The organism is Fructobacillus apis (assembly GCF_023893635.1).
Taxonomy (GTDB): Bacteria; Bacillota; Bacilli; order Lactobacillales; family Lactobacillaceae; genus Fructobacillus; species Fructobacillus apis.
In genome coordinates this window covers 1-16,164 of the sequence record NZ_JAMWYK010000011.1, presented here as the reverse complement: position 1 = coordinate 16,164, position 16,164 = coordinate 1, and the positions used below count along the sequence as shown (strand labels likewise).

Sequence of the window (16,164 nt, the reverse complement as noted above, 5' to 3'; positions counted from 1 at the left end):
GTGATATTTTTTGCATAAAAAGCTCCTATGATTAAATTATATCGAACATTTTTGTCCATAATTTAATCATAGGAGCCAACGTAAAAACGTATTTTTAATTAAAGCCTGCTATTTTGCGGGCTTTTTTATTACAATAAAAAAAGCCACTCCGAGAGCGACTACAATACTGTCCCGGCTGGGCTCGAACCAGCGACCTTCGCATTAACAGTGCGGTGTTCTACCAACTGAACTACAAGACAATTAACTTATGTATGTATAATAAACCTTACAAAATGAGAAGTCAACACATAGCAGAGTTTTATTAAAACTTTTCTAATAATCGACTGTTTTTGTGTCCCTTTTATGTATATTTCCCAAATAAAAAACGGCATAAACGCCGTCCCTAATAGCATTCCCGCTATATTTTTGTGTGTTAATTTTGTGTTATTTTGCTTGAAATCTCTTGATATTTGATGAAACGAAAAAAATAAAAAAGGCTTAACACCAGCATTTTTGAACACTAGTGAAAGCCTATGAAACCGTTTATAGCCCCAGAGGGAGTCGAACCCTCGATTTCGGCCTGAGAAGCCGACGTCTTAACCACTTGACCATAGGGCCATATTTGAATACTTAATAAGTTTACTAGATTGGCCCGGTTCGGTCAACCATTTTAGGTGGAAATACGCTGATTGGCCGGGTTTGACTTTGCCATAAAAAAATAAAAAAGACCAAGACAAATCAATGTCCCAGCCTTATTCACCGCATTTGCACACCCCAGTAGGAATGTAAAAAGATTGAGTACCCTAATATCCGAAGGGTTCAAGAGAGAATGTGCTGCATCCATCGCGCTAAGACGTGAAGACAGCACGAAATGTGCAGGCGTATCCAGGAGCAACGCTCCTTTCATGATGTTGATTCTAGTATAGCAAGTCGAAACAAGTCCTGCGCTTACAACATTGTAAGGTTGCGCGACCTTCGTAAAACGGCCACACAATCAGTCTAAAAAAGATTAAAACCTTACTGAATCACCCATGTGCACCAACGAAGTCCTGTATAATAGAACCGTTATCACATGGCAAAATCGCCTTGTGTTGAAAAGCTAATGTAAAATAACTTCATTAAAGGAGCAACTATGATCACCGTATCAAACGTGAACAAGTCCTTTGGTGACCATCAAGCAGTTGCGGATTTGAACTTCACAATTGAGCCGGGCGAAGTCCTCGGTTTGATTGGTCAAAACGGTGCCGGGAAGACCACGACTTTTCGCATGATTTTGAACTTCATTGACGCAGACTCTGGTGACATCACCTGGGATGGCAAGCCCATCACCGAAGCCGAGAAGCACCAAATTGGTTTCTTGCCCGAAGAACGTGGACTCTACCAAAAGGAATCCATTGAAAGCCAAGTCCTCTACCTTGCTCAATTGCACGGTATGGACAAGGAAAGCGCCAAGGAAGAATTGACCGACTGGATGAACAAGCTTCAGGTCGTTGGTAAGAAATCCGATTTGGTTCAGACGCTTTCAAAGGGAAACGCCCAGAAGATTCAAATGATTCTGGCCCTCATCTTTAAGCCAAAGTTTATCATCTTGGACGAACCGTTTTCTGGTTTGGACCCCGTGAATGCCAGCATCTTCATGGATGTCATCAAGGATTTGAAGAAGCAGGGCGCCATGATCATCTTCTCCTCCCACAACATGGACAACGTGACGGAGATTTCCGATAAGCTCGTCATGCTGAAGCAGGGTCACACGGTTTTGCAGGGTCCTCTGCAAGAAATCCGCGAGTCCTTCGGACGTACCCGTCTCTTCGTGGAAGCCCCTGACTTTACCGCTGCGGACTTCCTTGATATGGAAGGTGTCGTCCGAGTCGAAGAAAAGGGCGCCGGGCATCTCCTCTATTTGGAGAATGAAGAAGTTGGCCACGCCATCTTTGATAAGGTGACGGCCAACGGTTACATCCCCGCCTTCTCTCAGCAACCGCCAACACTTGCAGAGATCTTCAAAACGGAGGTGGCCACCCATGCCTAATCAGATTAAACTCGTTGCCAAGCACACCTACTTGGGTCGCTTAAAAAAGAAGTCCTTCTGGGGACTCATCTTGGCCCCCTTCATCTTCATTATCGTTTCGGCCGGAATTGGTTTTGGAATCGCAGCCATGCAATCGCATGACACGGCAAATGTCGCCGTCGTCGCACCAGCCAACACGCGGGAAGCCTTGATTAAAGAAGAAAAGAAGTTGAACATCAAGGTATCAAAAATTGAAGATAGCGAGAAAGCCAAGAAGGCCTTGAACAGCGCCGACATTGACGGTGTTCTGACGATCGACGACGATAAGGGAACGTTGCTCACGCAACCAAAGTCAACGGAGATCGATACCGAGGAGCTGAAGTCCTTCCTTTCTAAGCAATCCCTTTCAAACAAGGCTGAGAAATACAACTTGTCAGCGATGCAGATTGAAGATTTGAAGAACCCCTTCGCCCTGACTTCAAAGGTTGTCGAAAAGAATCAGAAGAAGGATTCCGATGCTGCCACAGCGGTCAAGCAAGGATTAGCCTTTGGAACCGCCATCGTGGTCTTCATTATCGTTTCGACCTACTCGTCCATCATTGGAACGGAGATTGCAAACGAGAAGTCCTCACGTATCATGGAGACGCTCCTCGCGGCGTCTTCGGCGCGAGCCCAGTACTTCGGTAAGATTCTTGGAATCGCCTACCTCCTGCTCACGCAGTTAGGAATTTACGCGGCCTTGATTATCGCCACCGTCGTGCTCGGCCAAAAGTCCGACGTGATGCAGATGTTCTTCTCATACTTCTCCGCGTTAACGCCAGTCTTTTGGCTTTACACGCTGATATTCGTTGTCGTGGGAACAAGTACCTACTTAGTCATCGCGGCCATCTCAGCGTCCGTTGTCAACGACCAGACACAGATTTCACAGGCGATGATGCCCATCACCGTGATTTCGATGATTCCATACGTTGTCGGCATTTCTTCATCAGCTGCTGGAAACAACGCGTTGATTAAGATTTTGTCCTACGTGCCATTGCTTGGCCAATCTTTGATGCCCTCCCAGTTGGCCAACCACTACGCCAATTGGTTTGAAGCCGTCATTTCATTGGCCCTCTCGCTGGCGTTCCTAGTGCTCGTCGCTTGGTTTGGACAACGCCTCTACGCAAAAAACGTCCTCTCCTATTCTGAAGAGAACGCTTTGAAGCAATTGTGGAAGGCATTAATGCCAATTAAAAAGTCCTAACCGACCAGGCCCATTTGTTACCACATAAAAAAACCCGATTCGAAATGAATCGGGCTTTTCTTTATGCATTTAAATGATTACTTGAACCATGAATCAACTTGAGACTTGTGCGTCTTAATGTAATCCTTAGCGGCTTGTTCAGGCGTCTTACCGTCCTGGATAGCCAACATAACAGATTGCATGTCATCTTGTGACCACTTAAAGTTCTTCATGATCTTGTACGTGTCAGGGTTCGTCTTCTTCAAATCCTTACGGACAACCGTTTGGATTGATTCTTCCCCACCCATCGTCTTCTTAGGGTCATCCAAGAACTTCAACTTGTACTTGTTGAACATCCAGTGTGGCGTCCAACCCGTAACCACGATTGGTTGCTTAGCCTTGTAGGCCTTGTCCAATGCGGCTGGCATGGCACCAGATGATGAAGGGGTCAACTTCCAACCAGAAAGGTTAGAGTATGAGTCAATCGTCTTTTGAGCAGCCGTCATAACACCGGCACCGGCTTCGATACCGACGATATTCTTGTCTGCTTGGTTCGTCAAATCAGAGATTGAGTTGACGTCCATGTATTCAGGAACAGCCAAACCAAGGCGAACACCAGTCAAGTTCTTACCAAGAACGTCAACCTTGTCCTTGTACTTAGCCAACATGGCCTTGTGAGTAACAGGCAGCCATGCTGAAACCGTTCCATCAACTTGCTTGTTAGCAACGGATTGCCAGTTCACGGCGTTATCCAATGGCGTCGTCTTCACCGTGTAACCATGCTGACGCATAGCTTCGGCCAAGACGTTCGTTGAGGCAACTTCGGAATCCCATTCAACGTAACCAAGCGTTACTTGCTTACCGGCATCCTTAGCAGCCATGAATGAACCAACGGCACCTGAGAAGAACATTACCGCAACCATTGCCCAAGCAGCAATCTTACGCCACTTTGGCAACTTAGCAGTCGTCACAGGGTTCGTGTTCAACTTTTGAACAAAGCGGTCAACGATGATGGCCAAGATAACCAAGGCGATACCGTTAACGAATCCAGCACCAACGTCAGCGTGTTGAACGGCTGACAGAACACCACGTCCAAGACCTGGTGCACCAATCATTGAGGCCGTCACAACCATTGACAAGGCCAACATAATCGTTTGCTTTGAACCAGCAATGATTGAAGGCTTTGCAGATGGCAATTCCAACTTGAAGAGCTTTTGCCAAGTCGTTGATCCGAATGAATCAGCGGCTTCAACCAAGTCTTCAGGCACTTGTTGCAACCCGAGGTGAGTCAAGTTAACAACTGGTGGCAAGGCGAAGATGATTGAGGCGAAGGCTCCTGGCACCATACCGATACCGAAGAAGGCAACGGCTGGAATCAAGTAAACAAAGGCTGGCATCGTCTGCATGAAGTCCAAGATTGGCTTGATAACAGCGAAGGCCTTTGGTGACTTAGATGACCAGATTCCAAGTGGAATACCAACAATCAAGGCGATGAATGATGACGTGAAGACCAGAGTCAACGTTTGCATCAAATCACCCCAGAGGGCTTGGTTGTCAATCAATGCCAAACCAAGCAAAATCAAAACTGGCAAGCCATACTTCTTAGGCGTCGTAAAGAAGGCCAAGAGGGCCAAAGCAATCACGAAGACAGGCGTTGGAATGGCAGTCAAGAAGGCCGTCATCCCGTCCATCCATGATTGTCCGCCGTTTTGAATAGCGTTGAAGAAACCAGACCAGTTTTCTGTCATCCAGTTCACAGCGTTTGATACCCAATCGTTTAAGGGCAACTTAGGAATTGAAAGTAGATTATTCAGCATCTGTTTGTCCGTCTCCTTCCGTTTGGGCTAAGGCTTCGATCACAGCACCACGGATGATAATTCCGCGCATCTTGTTGTTATCGTCAACAACTGCAACTGGTGTTTGTGCATCGTAAATGATTGGCATGATGTCAGAAACAACCGTGTCCGGCTTAACCGTTGGCATGTCCATCATCACATCGCGCAATGGCAATTCTTCGCGACGAGCCTTAACAGCAGCGTCAGAAGTGATATAACCAGCGAATTGACGCTTTCCGTCAATGGCAACCAATCCTGAAACTTCTTCTTCTTGCATACGGTGCAAAGCAACGTTTGGACCGTCTGAATCAACGTTCAAAGTCAAACCAGGAATCATGATTGATTCGGCGTTCAAAACCTTTGAACGGTCAACGTCTTCAACGAAGTTTTCAACGTAATCGTTTGCTGGGTTCGTCAAGATTTCTTCACCCGTTCCGATTTGTTGCAACTGTCCGTCCTTCATGATGGCGATGCGGTCTCCGATACGGAGCGCTTCGTTCAAGTCGTGGGTGATGAAGATGATTGTCTTCTTCACGTTTTGTTGCAAGTCCAAGAGTTCGTCTTGCATTTCGTGACGAACCAATGGATCCAAGGCTGAGAACGCTTCATCCATGAGCAAGATGTCAGGGTCGTTGGTCAGCGCCCGGGACAATCCGACACGTTGTTGCATTCCACCAGAAAGTTGTGATGGGTATTGATCCTTGTATGAGAGCAAGCCGGAGTTTTCCAACGCTTGTTCTGCACGCTTTTGACGTTCCGCTGCGGGAACACCTTGAATTTCCAAACCAAATTCCGCGTTTTGCAAAATCGTACGGTGTGGGAACAACGCGAAGTTCTGGAAGACCATTGACATCTTTTCACGACGAATGTCTAACATTTCCTTCTTGTTGTAGTGGGTAATTTCCTTACCATCCAAAATGATCTGACCTGAAGTTGGTTCGATCAAACGGTTAAGCAAACGAATCAACGTTGACTTACCGGAACCTGAAAGACCCATGATAACGAAGATTTCACCTTCGTTAACTTCCAAGTTGATGTCGTAAACACCAACCGTTGAACCAGTCTTTTCAAAAATTTCGTTCTTAGACTTATTCTCCTTAACCATCTTCAAAGCAGCTTTCTGCTTTTTACCGAAGACCTTGGTTAAGTGCTTAATCTGCACTTTTGGCATAAATCCTCCTATTAGTTGACTACTGCCTTAATTTGAAATAAACTAAAAAGTGACCACCGGTTCTTTAGAACAGATGGGCAATAGTGACCACTTAATATCATACACGGGTTGTCACTTTTTATCAAACAAAATTCTAACTTTCTTTAAGGAAACACTGCTATGCCGAAGATCAAAGAACCACGCTATCACAAGATTGCCCTGGACATTGCCGAACACATCGTTCAGAAAAAATTCAAAATTGGTGAGAAGCTCCACGCACGTTCAACGCTTGCGGCCACCTTCGGTGTCTCGGCTGAAACGGCGCGAAAGGCAATCTCTGTTCTAGCGGACTTGGATATCGTGAAGCCAGTCCATGGGTCTGGTGTTGAAGTGTTATCCGCTGAAAAAGCAAAAGACTTCCTGGACCAAGCGCGCGAAACCCGGGACCTACATCAAACACACAGTGAGATTAAAGATCTAATTCGTAAGCAGCGTGAAGACCTTACCAACCTTGATGAGGCCTTCTCCTTGCTATTGGATCAAACGCAGCGTGTTCGACAACAAAATCCCATGTCTCCGTTCGAACTGATTCCGGACGAAGCCTCTGACAAGTTGAACCAATCCATTGGTTCTTTGAACGTTTGGCAAAACACTGGCGCTACCATCATTGGCATTCTCCACGAAGACGATTTGATTTTGTCGCCCGGCCCATACGCGAACATCACGCCGGGCGATACCATTTATTTTGTGGGTTCCGAAAAAACAGTCGAGGCGATGCAATCGTTCTTCGACCCTGAAAACAACGACTAATAAAACCCGTTGTTCAATTTAATTCGAAATAAAAAAGGACAGGAATTTCTTCCTGTCCTTTTCTTTTACGATGAATTAATCCTCTTCAGGAACTGGTTGTCCCTCAAGTTCAAGGCCAATACCCTTCTGATCCTTTGTAGTACCAGGCAAGAATTCACCCTTCATTTGAACGCCGATCGTCGCGAGCGTCTTCGTTTCAGAGGCGTCTGGTGCCGTCTTCAACGTTGGCGCCTTGTCCAGTACCAAGTCATCCTTGTTGCGGTTCCAGTACGTCTTGTTAGCCGCAACCTGAACCTTTGCACGAACCTTAGTATCCTTAATAGCAAGTGATTCGTAATCTTCAATCGTTGAGCCCGCCTTGTAATCGTGGGCAACCATCTCGGAAAGTACTTGGTCGACAATATCGATTGTTCCCTGGAAACGCTTGGTGTTATCCGTGTAGCTCCCGGCATCGTTGATAACGGTTAAGAAGAGGTGTCCCTTCTTATCCTTTACAATTCCAGTGAAGCAACCACCTGATTCAGGCGTTGACCCCGTCTTCAAACCAAGCATCGTCAAATCGTTTTCGTTATCCAAGTTGGCTTGAATCTGTCGGAATTCCGAACCAAATCCTGAAGTTACGGAAGTCTTTGTCCGACGATTCTTGGTGTAAACCAGGTTCGCGTCCTTTGTCAGCTTCTTCAACGTTGGGTCCATCTCAACAACCGCACGAGCGATTTGGGCTACCTGAGTAGCTGAAGCCGAGTTGTAGGCATTTGATGAAGCGGACTTCACTTCGTTATCAAAGGCATCCCCGTTCTTTTGTCCCGCACCGTTGTACCAGTCAGATCCGGTTAAGTTTAGTTCATTGGCCCAACCTTGCAACGTACTCTGACTCGTTTGACCCTGCGGCGTCATGTAAGACGTCAAGGCAAAAGCCGCGTCGTTTGCAGAATTGGTGAACATGGACCAGTAAAGGTCACGAACAGACACCTTGTCGCCCTGCTTGATTTCCAAGTGAGAGAATTCATTGTTGTTTTGTGCTGAAAGGTCAGCGGAAGCAGGAATCGTTACCTGGCTATTCCAGGTGATTTGCTTGTTTTGAATCCCCTTCAAGACACCGTATGCAACGAGCATCTTGGATTGAGAAGCAATGGCCACTTGCTTATCCGCGTTCTTTTCACCCAAAACTTGTCCGGTCGACAGATCAACAACAAGCGCAGACTTGGCATCCACTTTCAACGTGACGGGTACTTCGTCACCAAGCAATTGCTTCTTCACTGTCTTTTGAACGTGTGGCCAAAAGAAGTAGGTCGCACCTGCTGCTACAACAAAAATGATCAGAAGAGCCACAAGCCACTTCTTCAGCTTGCTCCCCTTCTTTTTTCTCGTTTGATCAGTATGAAATTGAATTGACTGCTTTTTCTTAAACATTAGTCAGCTTCTTTTCTTTGTTTTTTAGGCAATGTCATAATGAACGCTGTCGACTCATCGTTGGATTCAACGTGAATCTCTCCCTGATGTTGATCGATAACGCCCTTTACGATAGACAGGCCAAGGCCTGTTCCTCCGGTTTTTGTATTTCTGGATGACTCAACCCGATAGAAGCGATCAAAGAGTTGTTCTTGTGCTTCTTTTGGAATGGCCGGTCCATTATTAACGACCCGAATTTCAATTTTGTCGTCGTCTTTTTCCTGTGCAGTAATTTTGATGAAAGAAGCGCCAGCACCATACTTTAAGGCGTTTTCGACCAGGTTAATTAACACTCGGGCGAGTTTTTCAGAATCCCCCGCCATCACAATTAACTTCGGAGCTAATTGCGTGGTGAGCTGAATATGCTTATCCTTTGCCTCCATGGCATAGTTGGCCAGAACCTGTTCGAACAAGTCGCCTAATGAGAAGTCAGTGATATTCAGATTCACTTGAGAGGATTGCAGCTTTGCAAACTCAAATAAGTCTTCAACCAAGACCTTCATCTGATTGGCTTTATGATAGGCCGTCTCAATGTACTTCTGCTTATCTTCTTCTTTAACAATGGCATTTGGTGTTGCCACCAAACCCAAATAACCAATAATCGCCGTTAATGGCGTTCTCAAATCATGAGAGATATTGGTCATCATCTCTTCCTTAGAAGCTGCTTCCTTCTGGTAGTCCTTTTCACGGGCTTCGTAACCCGACAGAACATCCGTCAACAAAGCGTTCGGCTTTGTTTTTTTAACTTGCTTTGTTAACTTCTTTTCACCAAGTTGGACTTGGCGCTTTTCTCTTAAAAGCGCCAACAACTTTTTGAAAGCACGATTCCGATTGTAACTCGGTAACTTTAAAATTAAATAAAAGAAGAAAATGCCAGCTGTCAAAAAGCAAAAAGAAGGCCAACCGGTCCAATCTGACCAGGTGGGCCTTACTTTCAAGCAATCAAACAGCAAGACCCAGGCCAGTGCAGCGGAAAAAGCAAGCTCTACAAGCACTTTCACCAAGGCCAAAAATCGCAATGTGATTGTTTTAATCATAGTTAGTTCACTTCAATTTTGTATCCAACACCCCAGACCGTTTGGATAACCTGGTCACCACCGGTCGCTTCTTCTAGCTTATCACGAAGATGGGAAACGTGAACCATAACCGTCTTTGCCGAAACAACAGATTCTTGTTGCCAAACACGTTCAAAGATGTCATCAGCTGAGAACACGCGGTTTGGGTGTGAAGCTAAGAGGTAAAGAATTCCGAATTCAAGGGCCGTCAAATTAACCAATTCCCCGGAAGCCGTCTTCACGTCGTGTGAATCCTTGTTAATGACAAGGGAGGCAACCGTCAAAACGTCTGGCTTTTGTTCCTGAACAGCATTTTGAGAACGACGAATCAAGGAACGGATACGCGCCATCACTTCCAATGGGTTGAATGGCTTTGTGACGTAGTCATCAGCCCCTGAAATCAACCCTTGAATCTTGTCCATGTCCGTTGACTTGGCAGACAACATCAAGATTGGGATGTGCGTGTCCTTGCGAACTTCCTTCAAGACATCAAATCCGGTCATGTTTGGCATCATAATGTCCAAAACCATGAGGGCGATGTCAGGGTTGGTGTTGAACTTGGACAAGGCTTCCTTACCATCTTTTGCAATCAATGGTTCGTAGCCTTCGTTCTTCAAGTAAATTTCAAGTAATTCAGCGATCTCTTGATCGTCATCAACAACTAAAATTTTCATGATTAACCTCTTTTATCCGCTTCCTGCTTCAAACGTTCTTGCTGGGCGAGCTTTGAGATGGCCAAAACACCACCGCGCTTCATTCCAGCCATGTGACGGTTTACAAAGTAAGCCGCCCATGCAATGAAGAAGACCAAACCGTATCCCCAAACCGGTAAGATTGGGTTGATAAAGGCTGGCAAGTACAAGAAGAGTGAGAAACCACCAACCCACAAGAGCGCAACGATGATTAACAATGCCCACGTTGGGAAGCGCTTCTTCTTTTCTTCTGCATCAGGGTTTGGAACCAATCCCTGCATGGCCCAAGTGTAAATGGCACCACCCCAGGCAGACAAGGCCAAAACGGAAAGCAATCCGATTCCTTCTGATCCCTTAGCTGAACCAGAGAATCCCATCGTAACCGTGAAGAATCCGGTCAAGAACATGACCAAAACCAAGGCCGTGTCGATTGCCAAGAAAGTGAATGAATAGTCGTGGAAGCCCTTTGCCAAACGGACAGGGTTCAAGAAGCTATTCAAGGCCTCACTTGGTGAACCAAACAACTGCGCTGCCGTTTGACCACTCTTTTGACCTTCAGCCAATTGGCCTTCGATTTCGGCCAAGATTTCATCCTTCTTTTCATCTTCCACTTGGTCAGACTTCATCAAGCCCTTCTTGAAGCGGAAAAGGAAATCTTGGTTCTTTTTTGATAATTTGTGTTCGACTTCTGTCATCGTCTCACCCTTTTTAATTCTTAAACGTTAAAGCGGAATTCAATGATGTCACCGTCTTGGACATCGTAATCCTTACCTTCGGAACGGAGGCGTCCTGCTTCCTTCACAGCCTTGACTGAACCATACTTGTCCAAGTCATCAAAGGCAATGGTTTCGGCACGGATGAAACCACGTTCGAAGTCGGAGTGGATAACACCAGCTGCTTGTGGTGCCTTATAGCCAGCCTTGAAAGTCCAGGCACGCGTTTCCTTACCACCAGCGGTAAAGAACGTACGCAAGTCCAACAAGTGGTAGGCAGAGCGAATCAACTTGTTCAATCCTGGTTCTTCGATACCAGCCAATTCAAGGTAATCCGCCTTTTCGTCATCGTCCAACTGGGCGATTTCTTCTTCGGCATTTGCTGAAAGTCCGATCACTTCAGCACCTTCTGTCGCAGCGAAGTCCTTGATTTGCTTGAAGTAAGCGGAAGCTTCTGGGTCAGCCATGTCGTCTTCAGCGATGTTTGCCACGTACAACGTTGGCTTAGCCGTAAGCAAGAAGAAGCCCTTTACGACTTCCTTTTCTTCGTCTGAAAAGTCGATGGTACGAACGGCCTTTCCTTCTTCAAGGACGGGCTTGATCTTTTCCAAAACAGCGGCTTCCGCCTTGGCTACCTTATCAGACCCCTTTGCGGCACGGGCTACCTTTGCATAGCGCTTGTCAACGGCTTCCAAGTCGGCCAAAATCAATTCCGTGTTGATGGTTGAGATGTCGTCCAATGGATCAACCTTACCATTCACGTGAATGATTTCATCGTTGTCGAAGGCACGAACAACGTGCACGATGGCGTTAACCTGACGAATGTTTTCCAAGAACTTGTTTCCAAGTCCTTCACCCTTTGAGGCTCCCTTAACGATACCGGCAATGTCAGTAAATTCGAAGGTCGTTGGGATAATCTTGTCCGCTGGTTCAATTTCTTGAATGCGAGCTAAACGATTATCTGGGACCTCGACGATTCCGACGTTTGGTTCGATCGTGGCAAAGGGGTAGTTGGCCATTTCGGCCCCCGCTTTTGTAATTGCGTTAAATAAAGTTGACTTCCCAACGTTTGGCAAACCAACGATTCCAGCTGTTAAAGCCATCCTCTGGTCCTCTCTTCTCTCGTTTTCTTGTGTTAGTTGTTATCGGCTTTTTCAAGGACCTTCTTCAGGCGCTTGTTAAAGTCGTGACGGGTTAACATGATGGTGCGTTGACATGCGGAGCAAGTCAACTTGATGTCAGCGCCCATGCGGTTGATGATCCAAGCATTACTACCGCAGGCATGGGGCTTTTTCATCTCCACCAAGTCACCCAAATCGTAATCCTTTTTTTCAACCATTAGTCTACCTCGATGGATAAGATTTCCAAGATGCGTTCCAAATCACGGTTGGAAACGTAGTTGATTTCAATCTTTCCTGAACCCTTCTTACCGGCGTTCACCTTCACCTTGGTTCCAAACTTGTCTTCCAAACGGAGGGCCAAGTCTTCGGCGAATGGTGACTTTTCCTTTTCCGGCTTCTTTGGCTTATCACCAGAGTTCGCCTTTTTAACCAAGGCCTCAACCTGACGAACGTTCAAGCCTTCCTTCAAGACCGTGGACAACACGGCATTCAAGTGGCTTTCCTTTTCCAAACCAAGTAAGGCCCGGGCCTGTCCCATGGACAATTGCCCCTGTTGAACGAGTTCTTGTACCTTGTCAGGCAACTTCAACAAACGTAGCGCGTTGGCAACGGTTGTTCGTTCCTTCCCCACTCGGTCAGCCAACTTGGATTGCGTTAATTCAAGCTGCGACATCAAGTTCGCATAGGCACGTGCCTCTTCGATTGGGTCCAGGTTGTCACGCTGCAAGTTTTCAATCAAGGCCAACGTGGCCATCGTCTCATCGTTTGTTTCGCGAACAATGGCCGTGATGGTCTTTTCTGCCAAGGTCTTCGTTGCGCGGAAACGACGTTCACCGGCAATGATTTGGTACTTGGCACCAGCCTTACGAACGATGATTGGCGTAAGCAAACCGTTTTCCTTAATTGATTGCGCCAATTCCTTAATGGAGTCCTCGTCAAACTTCAGGCGGGGCTGGAATGGGTTTGCTTCAATTTTTGCAAGCGGGAGGTCCACGACTTTTTCACCTGCATCAGCGATGCGGGTAACCGTCTTGGAGTGCTCCAAGGCTTGCTTCGAAATACCGTTGGATCCAAAAAGTGAATCCATGTTCTTTCCTAAGCCACCTTTTTTATTAACCATATTGTGCGATGACCTCCTTTGCAAAGGCTGTGTAGACGCGGGCTCCCGGTGACTTCGGGTCGAAGTCGATGATTGCCTGGCCGTATGAAGGCGCTTCGGACAAACGAACGGAGCGCGGAATGACCGTGTCGTAAACGCGGTCTTCGAAATATGAGCGAACTTCTTCTGAAACTTGCTTAGCCAAGTTCGTCCGGCTATCGTACATCGTTAGCAAGATACCAGCCATTTCAAGTTCAGGGTTCAAGCCCTGGCGAACAAGTTCGATGGTGTTAATCAACTGTCCCAAACCTTCGAGTGCGTAGAATTCCGTTTGTACGGGAATCAACACGGCATCGGCAGCCGTAAAGGAGTTAATCGTCAGCAATCCCAATGACGGTGGGTTATCGATGATGACGTAATCGTACTCGCCGGAAACGGAAGCTAAAGCGCGATTCAAGCGGTATTCACGTTCTTCCATCTCAACCAACTGAACTTCAGCTTCTGATAACTGAATCGTCGTTGGTAAAATGTCCAATCCCTTTGTTGAGGAATGCAAGATGGCATCTTTTGCAGGAAAGTCCTGAACAATGACGTCGTAAATGTCGTGTTCCAAAGTGGACTTGTCGACACCGACACCAGACGATGCGTTACCTTGCGGATCCGCGTCGACTAAGAGGACTTTCTTGCCAGCCTTTGCTAAAGCCGCAGAGAGATTGATACTAGTTGTTGTTTTACCAACGCCACCTTTTTGGTTGGCTAAAGCAATAATTTTTGCCACAGTCTTGCTCCTTTACAAAAGAATAAATGCTTAAAGGGGTTTCTTCGAAGGTGTACCCGCTTGGCGGGGGTACTTTTTAGGTGTCTTCTTCACCTTATCAACACGTTGGATTACCCGAGGGTCTTGGTTTGGCAAAGTCAAATCCGTCTCGGATACTAACTTTCCGCCTAACGTATCGAGGGCCTTTTGTCCGGCCTTCATTTCTTCTTGACCGGCTGAGCCCTTCATCACGAGAAAGGCACCACCGACGTGAACGAATGGCAAGGTGTACTCCGCCAAGACAGCCGTTCTCGCAACAGCACGAGCCGTTGCGTAGTCGAAGCTTTCGCGAAGCTTTGCGTCCTTTCCAAGGTCTTCCGCGCGGCCGTGAATGACAGTCACGTTTTCAAGGCCCAGTTCCTTCACCATGTCCTTTAAGAAATTGACACGCTTGTTCAAAGAATCAACCATCGTCACCTTTAAGTTAGGCAAGGCAATCTTCAATGGCAAAGCTGGAAAACCGGCTCCGGAACCAACGTCAATCAAGGTTGGTTCTCCATCTTTTAACTCTGGAAATTCCAAAGCCAAAGTCAAAGAATCGTAGAAATGCTTTAAGTACACTTCTTCTTTTTCGGTGATCGCCGTCAAGTTAAAGGATTGGTTCGCCAACACAAGTTTTTCAAAGTAGCTTTCAAACTGTGCTAACTGTTTGTCCGATAGGGATAATCCGGCCTCGGCTAATTGATTTTTAAAAGATTCTGGATTCAAATTTTTCCTCCAAACCAGGCCATTTTCCCCTAGTTTACTAATATCAAGAATACCTAAAATACCGCCGATAATCAAGGAATTCGCGTTTCTTTTTCCTTACAAAAAAAGCCGCGGAACAGGCCTCGGCTTTTTGGACTTTTTAAAAGTTGAAATCCACCATCTTTTCGATGATCGTTCTTCTTTTAAGAATGGAAAATCTTTCCAAAGTTCTTTTGAAGATCAGCGTTTTGACTCTTTTCAAAGTAGAGCTGACCACCGTTGTTCGTCGTTGAAACATACACGGTCGGTTGGTTGTTTTCGATGGCAAAGAAGTAAAGAATGTTCTTCATTCCCTGGCTCGACTGGGCTGCAACGGCAACGATGTTTAACCCGTCTTGTTCATTTGCTGAAGGGTTCCAAGAAACATTCTTCTGCTTCCCGTCAAAAATCAATTGATTCTTCAAGCGACCACTTTCAAGTTCCTCAGGAAGTAAGATACCGTAGTAGTTTGGTTCCTTTCCGTCGTATGTTCCGACGTATTCTTGCTTCATCTTCTTTTGCCATGAAGACATAAAGGATGAAAGGTCTTCGTTCTTCTTGTTTGACCAGAAGCTATTCTCAGCCACAGCAGCCTTCTTCTTTGAAGAAGATGAGGATGATGCTGCGTATGAAGCGGCGGTATCGTTCTTTTCACTTACCTTATGACCGCTGTTCTTACCAAGAACAAACATTAAGCCAATGAATACCGCAGCAACAATTAATGCCAAAGTCCAACCCGTGCTTTTCTTCATGCTTCTCTCCTCTTGAATACGTGTTTGCTTATACATATTTTACACGAAAAAAAGCAAAGAAAAAAGGCAACTCATAACTGAGTTACCTTGGTGATGCCCTCGGTGGGAGTCGAACCCACACGGTGTTGCCACCACTGGATTTTGAGTCCAGCGCGTCTGCCAATTCCGCCACAAGGGCAATATAAAGTTTTGCAACTTTATTAGGGCGATAGAAGGGGATCGAACCCTCGCATGCTGGATCCACAAACCAGTGTGTTAACCACTTCACCACTACCGCCATGGCAGGGATAGAGGGAGTCGAACCCCCATCAACGGTTTTGGAGACCGCTATTCTACCATTGAACTATATCCCTAAATTATCAAATCAGTCTTATAACTGAACAACATGCTGAGGACTCGCACCCCATGAAGCACTCTTGCCCATGCTGTAAAAATAAAAAAGAAAATGTTGCGATGGACGCTACAGGGATCGAACCTGTGACCCCCTGCTTGTAAGGCAGGTGCTCTCCCAGCTGAGCTAAGCGTCCAGAATTTAATGGAGAGGAAGGGATTCGAACCCTCGAAGCACCTTTCGACGCTTACACGGTTTCCAACCGTGCTCCTTAAGCCAGACTCGGACACCTCTCCAAAACTCTTTTTTATTTTTATATGTACAGGCATCGCGTCGTCCTATCCTCGCAGCCAGCGTTCCGGCAACTACTTTTGGCGCTAAAGAGCTTAACTTCTGTGTTCG

The 16,164-nt window shown here is 46.3% G+C and carries 15 protein-coding genes and 7 tRNA genes; 3 read left to right on the top strand and 19 right to left on the bottom strand.

Annotated elements, in window-relative coordinates; genetic code table 11:
- Window positions 1-166: 166 nt before the first annotated feature.
- Window positions 167-239 (bottom strand) — tRNA-Asn (locus NFX39_RS06375).
- Window positions 240-525: 286 nt separating this feature from the next.
- A tRNA-Glu gene (locus NFX39_RS06370) sits at window positions 526-597 on the bottom strand.
- 514 nt (window positions 598-1,111) lie between these two features.
- Here NFX39_RS06370 and NFX39_RS06365 point away from each other — a divergent pair.
- Together NFX39_RS06365 and NFX39_RS06360 are read left to right on the top strand one after the other, a co-directional pair.
- Complete coding sequence (locus NFX39_RS06365; protein ID WP_252444104.1) at window positions 1,112-2,008, top strand: ABC transporter ATP-binding protein; 897 nt, start codon at window positions 1,112-1,114, stop codon at window positions 2,006-2,008.
- Window positions 2,001-3,230 (top strand): ABC transporter permease, encoded by a 1,230-nt coding sequence (locus NFX39_RS06360; RefSeq protein ID WP_252444102.1) that lies wholly within the window; start codon window positions 2,001-2,003, stop codon window positions 3,228-3,230. Before NFX39_RS06365 ends, NFX39_RS06360 begins: the two co-directional genes overlap by 8 nt.
- Window positions 3,231-3,307: 77 nt before the next feature.
- Here NFX39_RS06360 and NFX39_RS06355 read toward each other — a convergent pair whose 3' ends face one another.
- Window positions 3,308-5,026 carry an ABC transporter permease/substrate binding protein gene (locus tag NFX39_RS06355; protein ID WP_252444101.1) on the bottom strand — a complete coding sequence of 573 codons (1,719 nt, stop codon included), beginning with the start codon at window positions 5,024-5,026 and terminating at the stop codon, window positions 3,308-3,310.
- Window positions 5,016-6,215 (bottom strand): quaternary amine ABC transporter ATP-binding protein, encoded by a 1,200-nt coding sequence (locus NFX39_RS06350; protein ID WP_252444099.1) that lies wholly within the window; start codon window positions 6,213-6,215, stop codon window positions 5,016-5,018. Before NFX39_RS06350 ends, NFX39_RS06355 begins: the two co-directional genes overlap by 11 nt.
- A gap of 159 nt (window positions 6,216-6,374) precedes the next feature.
- Here NFX39_RS06350 and NFX39_RS06345 point away from each other — a divergent pair, with 159 nt between their 5' ends.
- Complete coding sequence (locus NFX39_RS06345) at window positions 6,375-7,004, top strand: GntR family transcriptional regulator (protein ID WP_252444096.1); 630 nt, start codon at window positions 6,375-6,377, stop codon at window positions 7,002-7,004.
- A gap of 75 nt (window positions 7,005-7,079) precedes the next feature.
- On the opposite strand, the gene NFX39_RS06340 is transcribed toward NFX39_RS06345, so the two are convergent.
- From NFX39_RS06340 to NFX39_RS06270, 15 genes are all read right to left on the bottom strand, one after another.
- Window positions 7,080-8,417 carry a D-alanyl-D-alanine carboxypeptidase family protein gene (locus NFX39_RS06340; protein ID WP_252444094.1) on the bottom strand — a complete coding sequence of 446 codons (1,338 nt, stop codon included), beginning with the start codon at window positions 8,415-8,417 and terminating at the stop codon, window positions 7,080-7,082.
- Complete coding sequence (locus NFX39_RS06335; RefSeq protein ID WP_252444092.1) at window positions 8,417-9,493, bottom strand: sensor histidine kinase; 1,077 nt, start codon at window positions 9,491-9,493, stop codon at window positions 8,417-8,419. Before NFX39_RS06335 ends, NFX39_RS06340 begins: the two co-directional genes overlap by 1 nt.
- 2 nt (window positions 9,494-9,495) lie before the next feature.
- On the bottom strand, window positions 9,496-10,185 hold the full coding sequence (locus tag NFX39_RS06330; RefSeq protein ID WP_252444090.1) for a response regulator transcription factor: 690 nt from the start codon (window positions 10,183-10,185) through the stop codon (window positions 9,496-9,498).
- 2 nt (window positions 10,186-10,187) lie between these two features.
- The gene (locus NFX39_RS06325; RefSeq protein ID WP_252444088.1) at window positions 10,188-10,898 is read right to left on the bottom strand and encodes a DUF1129 family protein; all 711 of its coding nucleotides are present in this window, start codon (window positions 10,896-10,898) and stop codon (window positions 10,188-10,190) included.
- A 20-nt stretch (window positions 10,899-10,918) separates the two neighbouring features.
- Window positions 10,919-12,019, bottom strand: coding sequence for a redox-regulated ATPase YchF (gene ychF / locus NFX39_RS06320; protein WP_252444086.1), 1,101 nt, complete (start codon window positions 12,017-12,019; stop codon window positions 10,919-10,921).
- A gap of 32 nt (window positions 12,020-12,051) precedes the next feature.
- Window positions 12,052-12,255, bottom strand: a complete 204-nt coding sequence (locus tag NFX39_RS06315) for a DUF951 domain-containing protein (protein WP_252444084.1) — start codon at window positions 12,253-12,255, stop codon at window positions 12,052-12,054.
- Window positions 12,255-13,157, bottom strand: a complete 903-nt coding sequence (locus NFX39_RS06310) for a ParB/RepB/Spo0J family partition protein (RefSeq protein WP_252444082.1) — start codon at window positions 13,155-13,157, stop codon at window positions 12,255-12,257. Before NFX39_RS06310 ends, NFX39_RS06315 begins: the two co-directional genes overlap by 1 nt.
- A complete protein-coding gene (locus tag NFX39_RS06305; protein ID WP_252444080.1) occupies window positions 13,150-13,914 on the bottom strand; it encodes a ParA family protein in 765 nt (254 codons plus the stop codon). The genes NFX39_RS06310 and NFX39_RS06305 overlap by 8 nt, the downstream gene beginning before the upstream one ends.
- A 30-nt stretch (window positions 13,915-13,944) precedes the next feature.
- Window positions 13,945-14,661, bottom strand: coding sequence for a 16S rRNA (guanine(527)-N(7))-methyltransferase RsmG (gene rsmG, locus NFX39_RS06300; protein ID WP_252444078.1), 717 nt, complete (start codon window positions 14,659-14,661; stop codon window positions 13,945-13,947).
- A gap of 182 nt (window positions 14,662-14,843) precedes the next feature.
- Complete coding sequence (locus NFX39_RS06295; protein WP_252444075.1) at window positions 14,844-15,431, bottom strand: DUF4767 domain-containing protein; 588 nt, start codon at window positions 15,429-15,431, stop codon at window positions 14,844-14,846.
- Window positions 15,432-15,525: 94 nt separating this feature from the next.
- Window positions 15,526-15,609 (bottom strand) — tRNA-Leu (locus NFX39_RS06290).
- A 26-nt stretch (window positions 15,610-15,635) separates the two neighbouring features.
- Window positions 15,636-15,708 (bottom strand) — tRNA-His (locus NFX39_RS06285).
- A gap of 2 nt (window positions 15,709-15,710) precedes the next feature.
- Window positions 15,711-15,784: transfer RNA gene (locus NFX39_RS06280), tRNA-Trp, on the bottom strand.
- 101 nt (window positions 15,785-15,885) lie between these two features.
- A tRNA-Val gene (locus NFX39_RS06275) sits at window positions 15,886-15,958 on the bottom strand.
- Between the two features lie 9 nt (window positions 15,959-15,967).
- A tRNA-Ser gene (locus tag NFX39_RS06270) sits at window positions 15,968-16,058 on the bottom strand.
- Window positions 16,059-16,164: the final 106 nt, after the last annotated feature.

What these genes read in the sequence shown, in the direction of transcription:
- NFX39_RS06365 (WP_252444104.1), top strand. Translation starts at nt 1,112, where the DNA reads ATGATCACCGTATCAAACGTGAACAAGTCCTTTGGTGACCATCAAGCA.
- NFX39_RS06360 (WP_252444102.1), top strand. Translation starts at nt 2,001, where the DNA reads ATGCCTAATCAGATTAAACTCGTTGCCAAGCACACCTACTTGGGTCGC.
- NFX39_RS06355 (WP_252444101.1), bottom strand. Translation starts at nt 5,026, where the DNA reads ATGCTGAATAATCTACTTTCAATTCCTAAGTTGCCCTTAAACGATTGG.
- NFX39_RS06350 (WP_252444099.1), bottom strand. Translation starts at nt 6,215, where the DNA reads ATGCCAAAAGTGCAGATTAAGCACTTAACCAAGGTCTTCGGTAAAAAG.
- NFX39_RS06345 (WP_252444096.1), top strand. Translation starts at nt 6,375, where the DNA reads ATGCCGAAGATCAAAGAACCACGCTATCACAAGATTGCCCTGGACATT.
- NFX39_RS06340 (WP_252444094.1), bottom strand. Translation starts at nt 8,417, where the DNA reads ATGTTTAAGAAAAAGCAGTCAATTCAATTTCATACTGATCAAACGAGA.
- NFX39_RS06335 (WP_252444092.1), bottom strand. Translation starts at nt 9,493, where the DNA reads ATGATTAAAACAATCACATTGCGATTTTTGGCCTTGGTGAAAGTGCTT.
- NFX39_RS06330 (WP_252444090.1), bottom strand. Translation starts at nt 10,185, where the DNA reads ATGAAAATTTTAGTTGTTGATGACGATCAAGAGATCGCTGAATTACTT.
- NFX39_RS06325 (WP_252444088.1), bottom strand. Translation starts at nt 10,898, where the DNA reads ATGACAGAAGTCGAACACAAATTATCAAAAAAGAACCAAGATTTCCTT.
- ychF (WP_252444086.1), bottom strand. Translation starts at nt 12,019, where the DNA reads ATGGCTTTAACAGCTGGAATCGTTGGTTTGCCAAACGTTGGGAAGTCA.
- NFX39_RS06315 (WP_252444084.1), bottom strand. Translation starts at nt 12,255, where the DNA reads ATGGTTGAAAAAAAGGATTACGATTTGGGTGACTTGGTGGAGATGAAA.
- NFX39_RS06310 (WP_252444082.1), bottom strand. Translation starts at nt 13,157, where the DNA reads ATGGTTAATAAAAAAGGTGGCTTAGGAAAGAACATGGATTCACTTTTT.
- NFX39_RS06295 (WP_252444075.1), bottom strand. Translation starts at nt 15,431, where the DNA reads ATGAAGAAAAGCACGGGTTGGACTTTGGCATTAATTGTTGCTGCGGTA.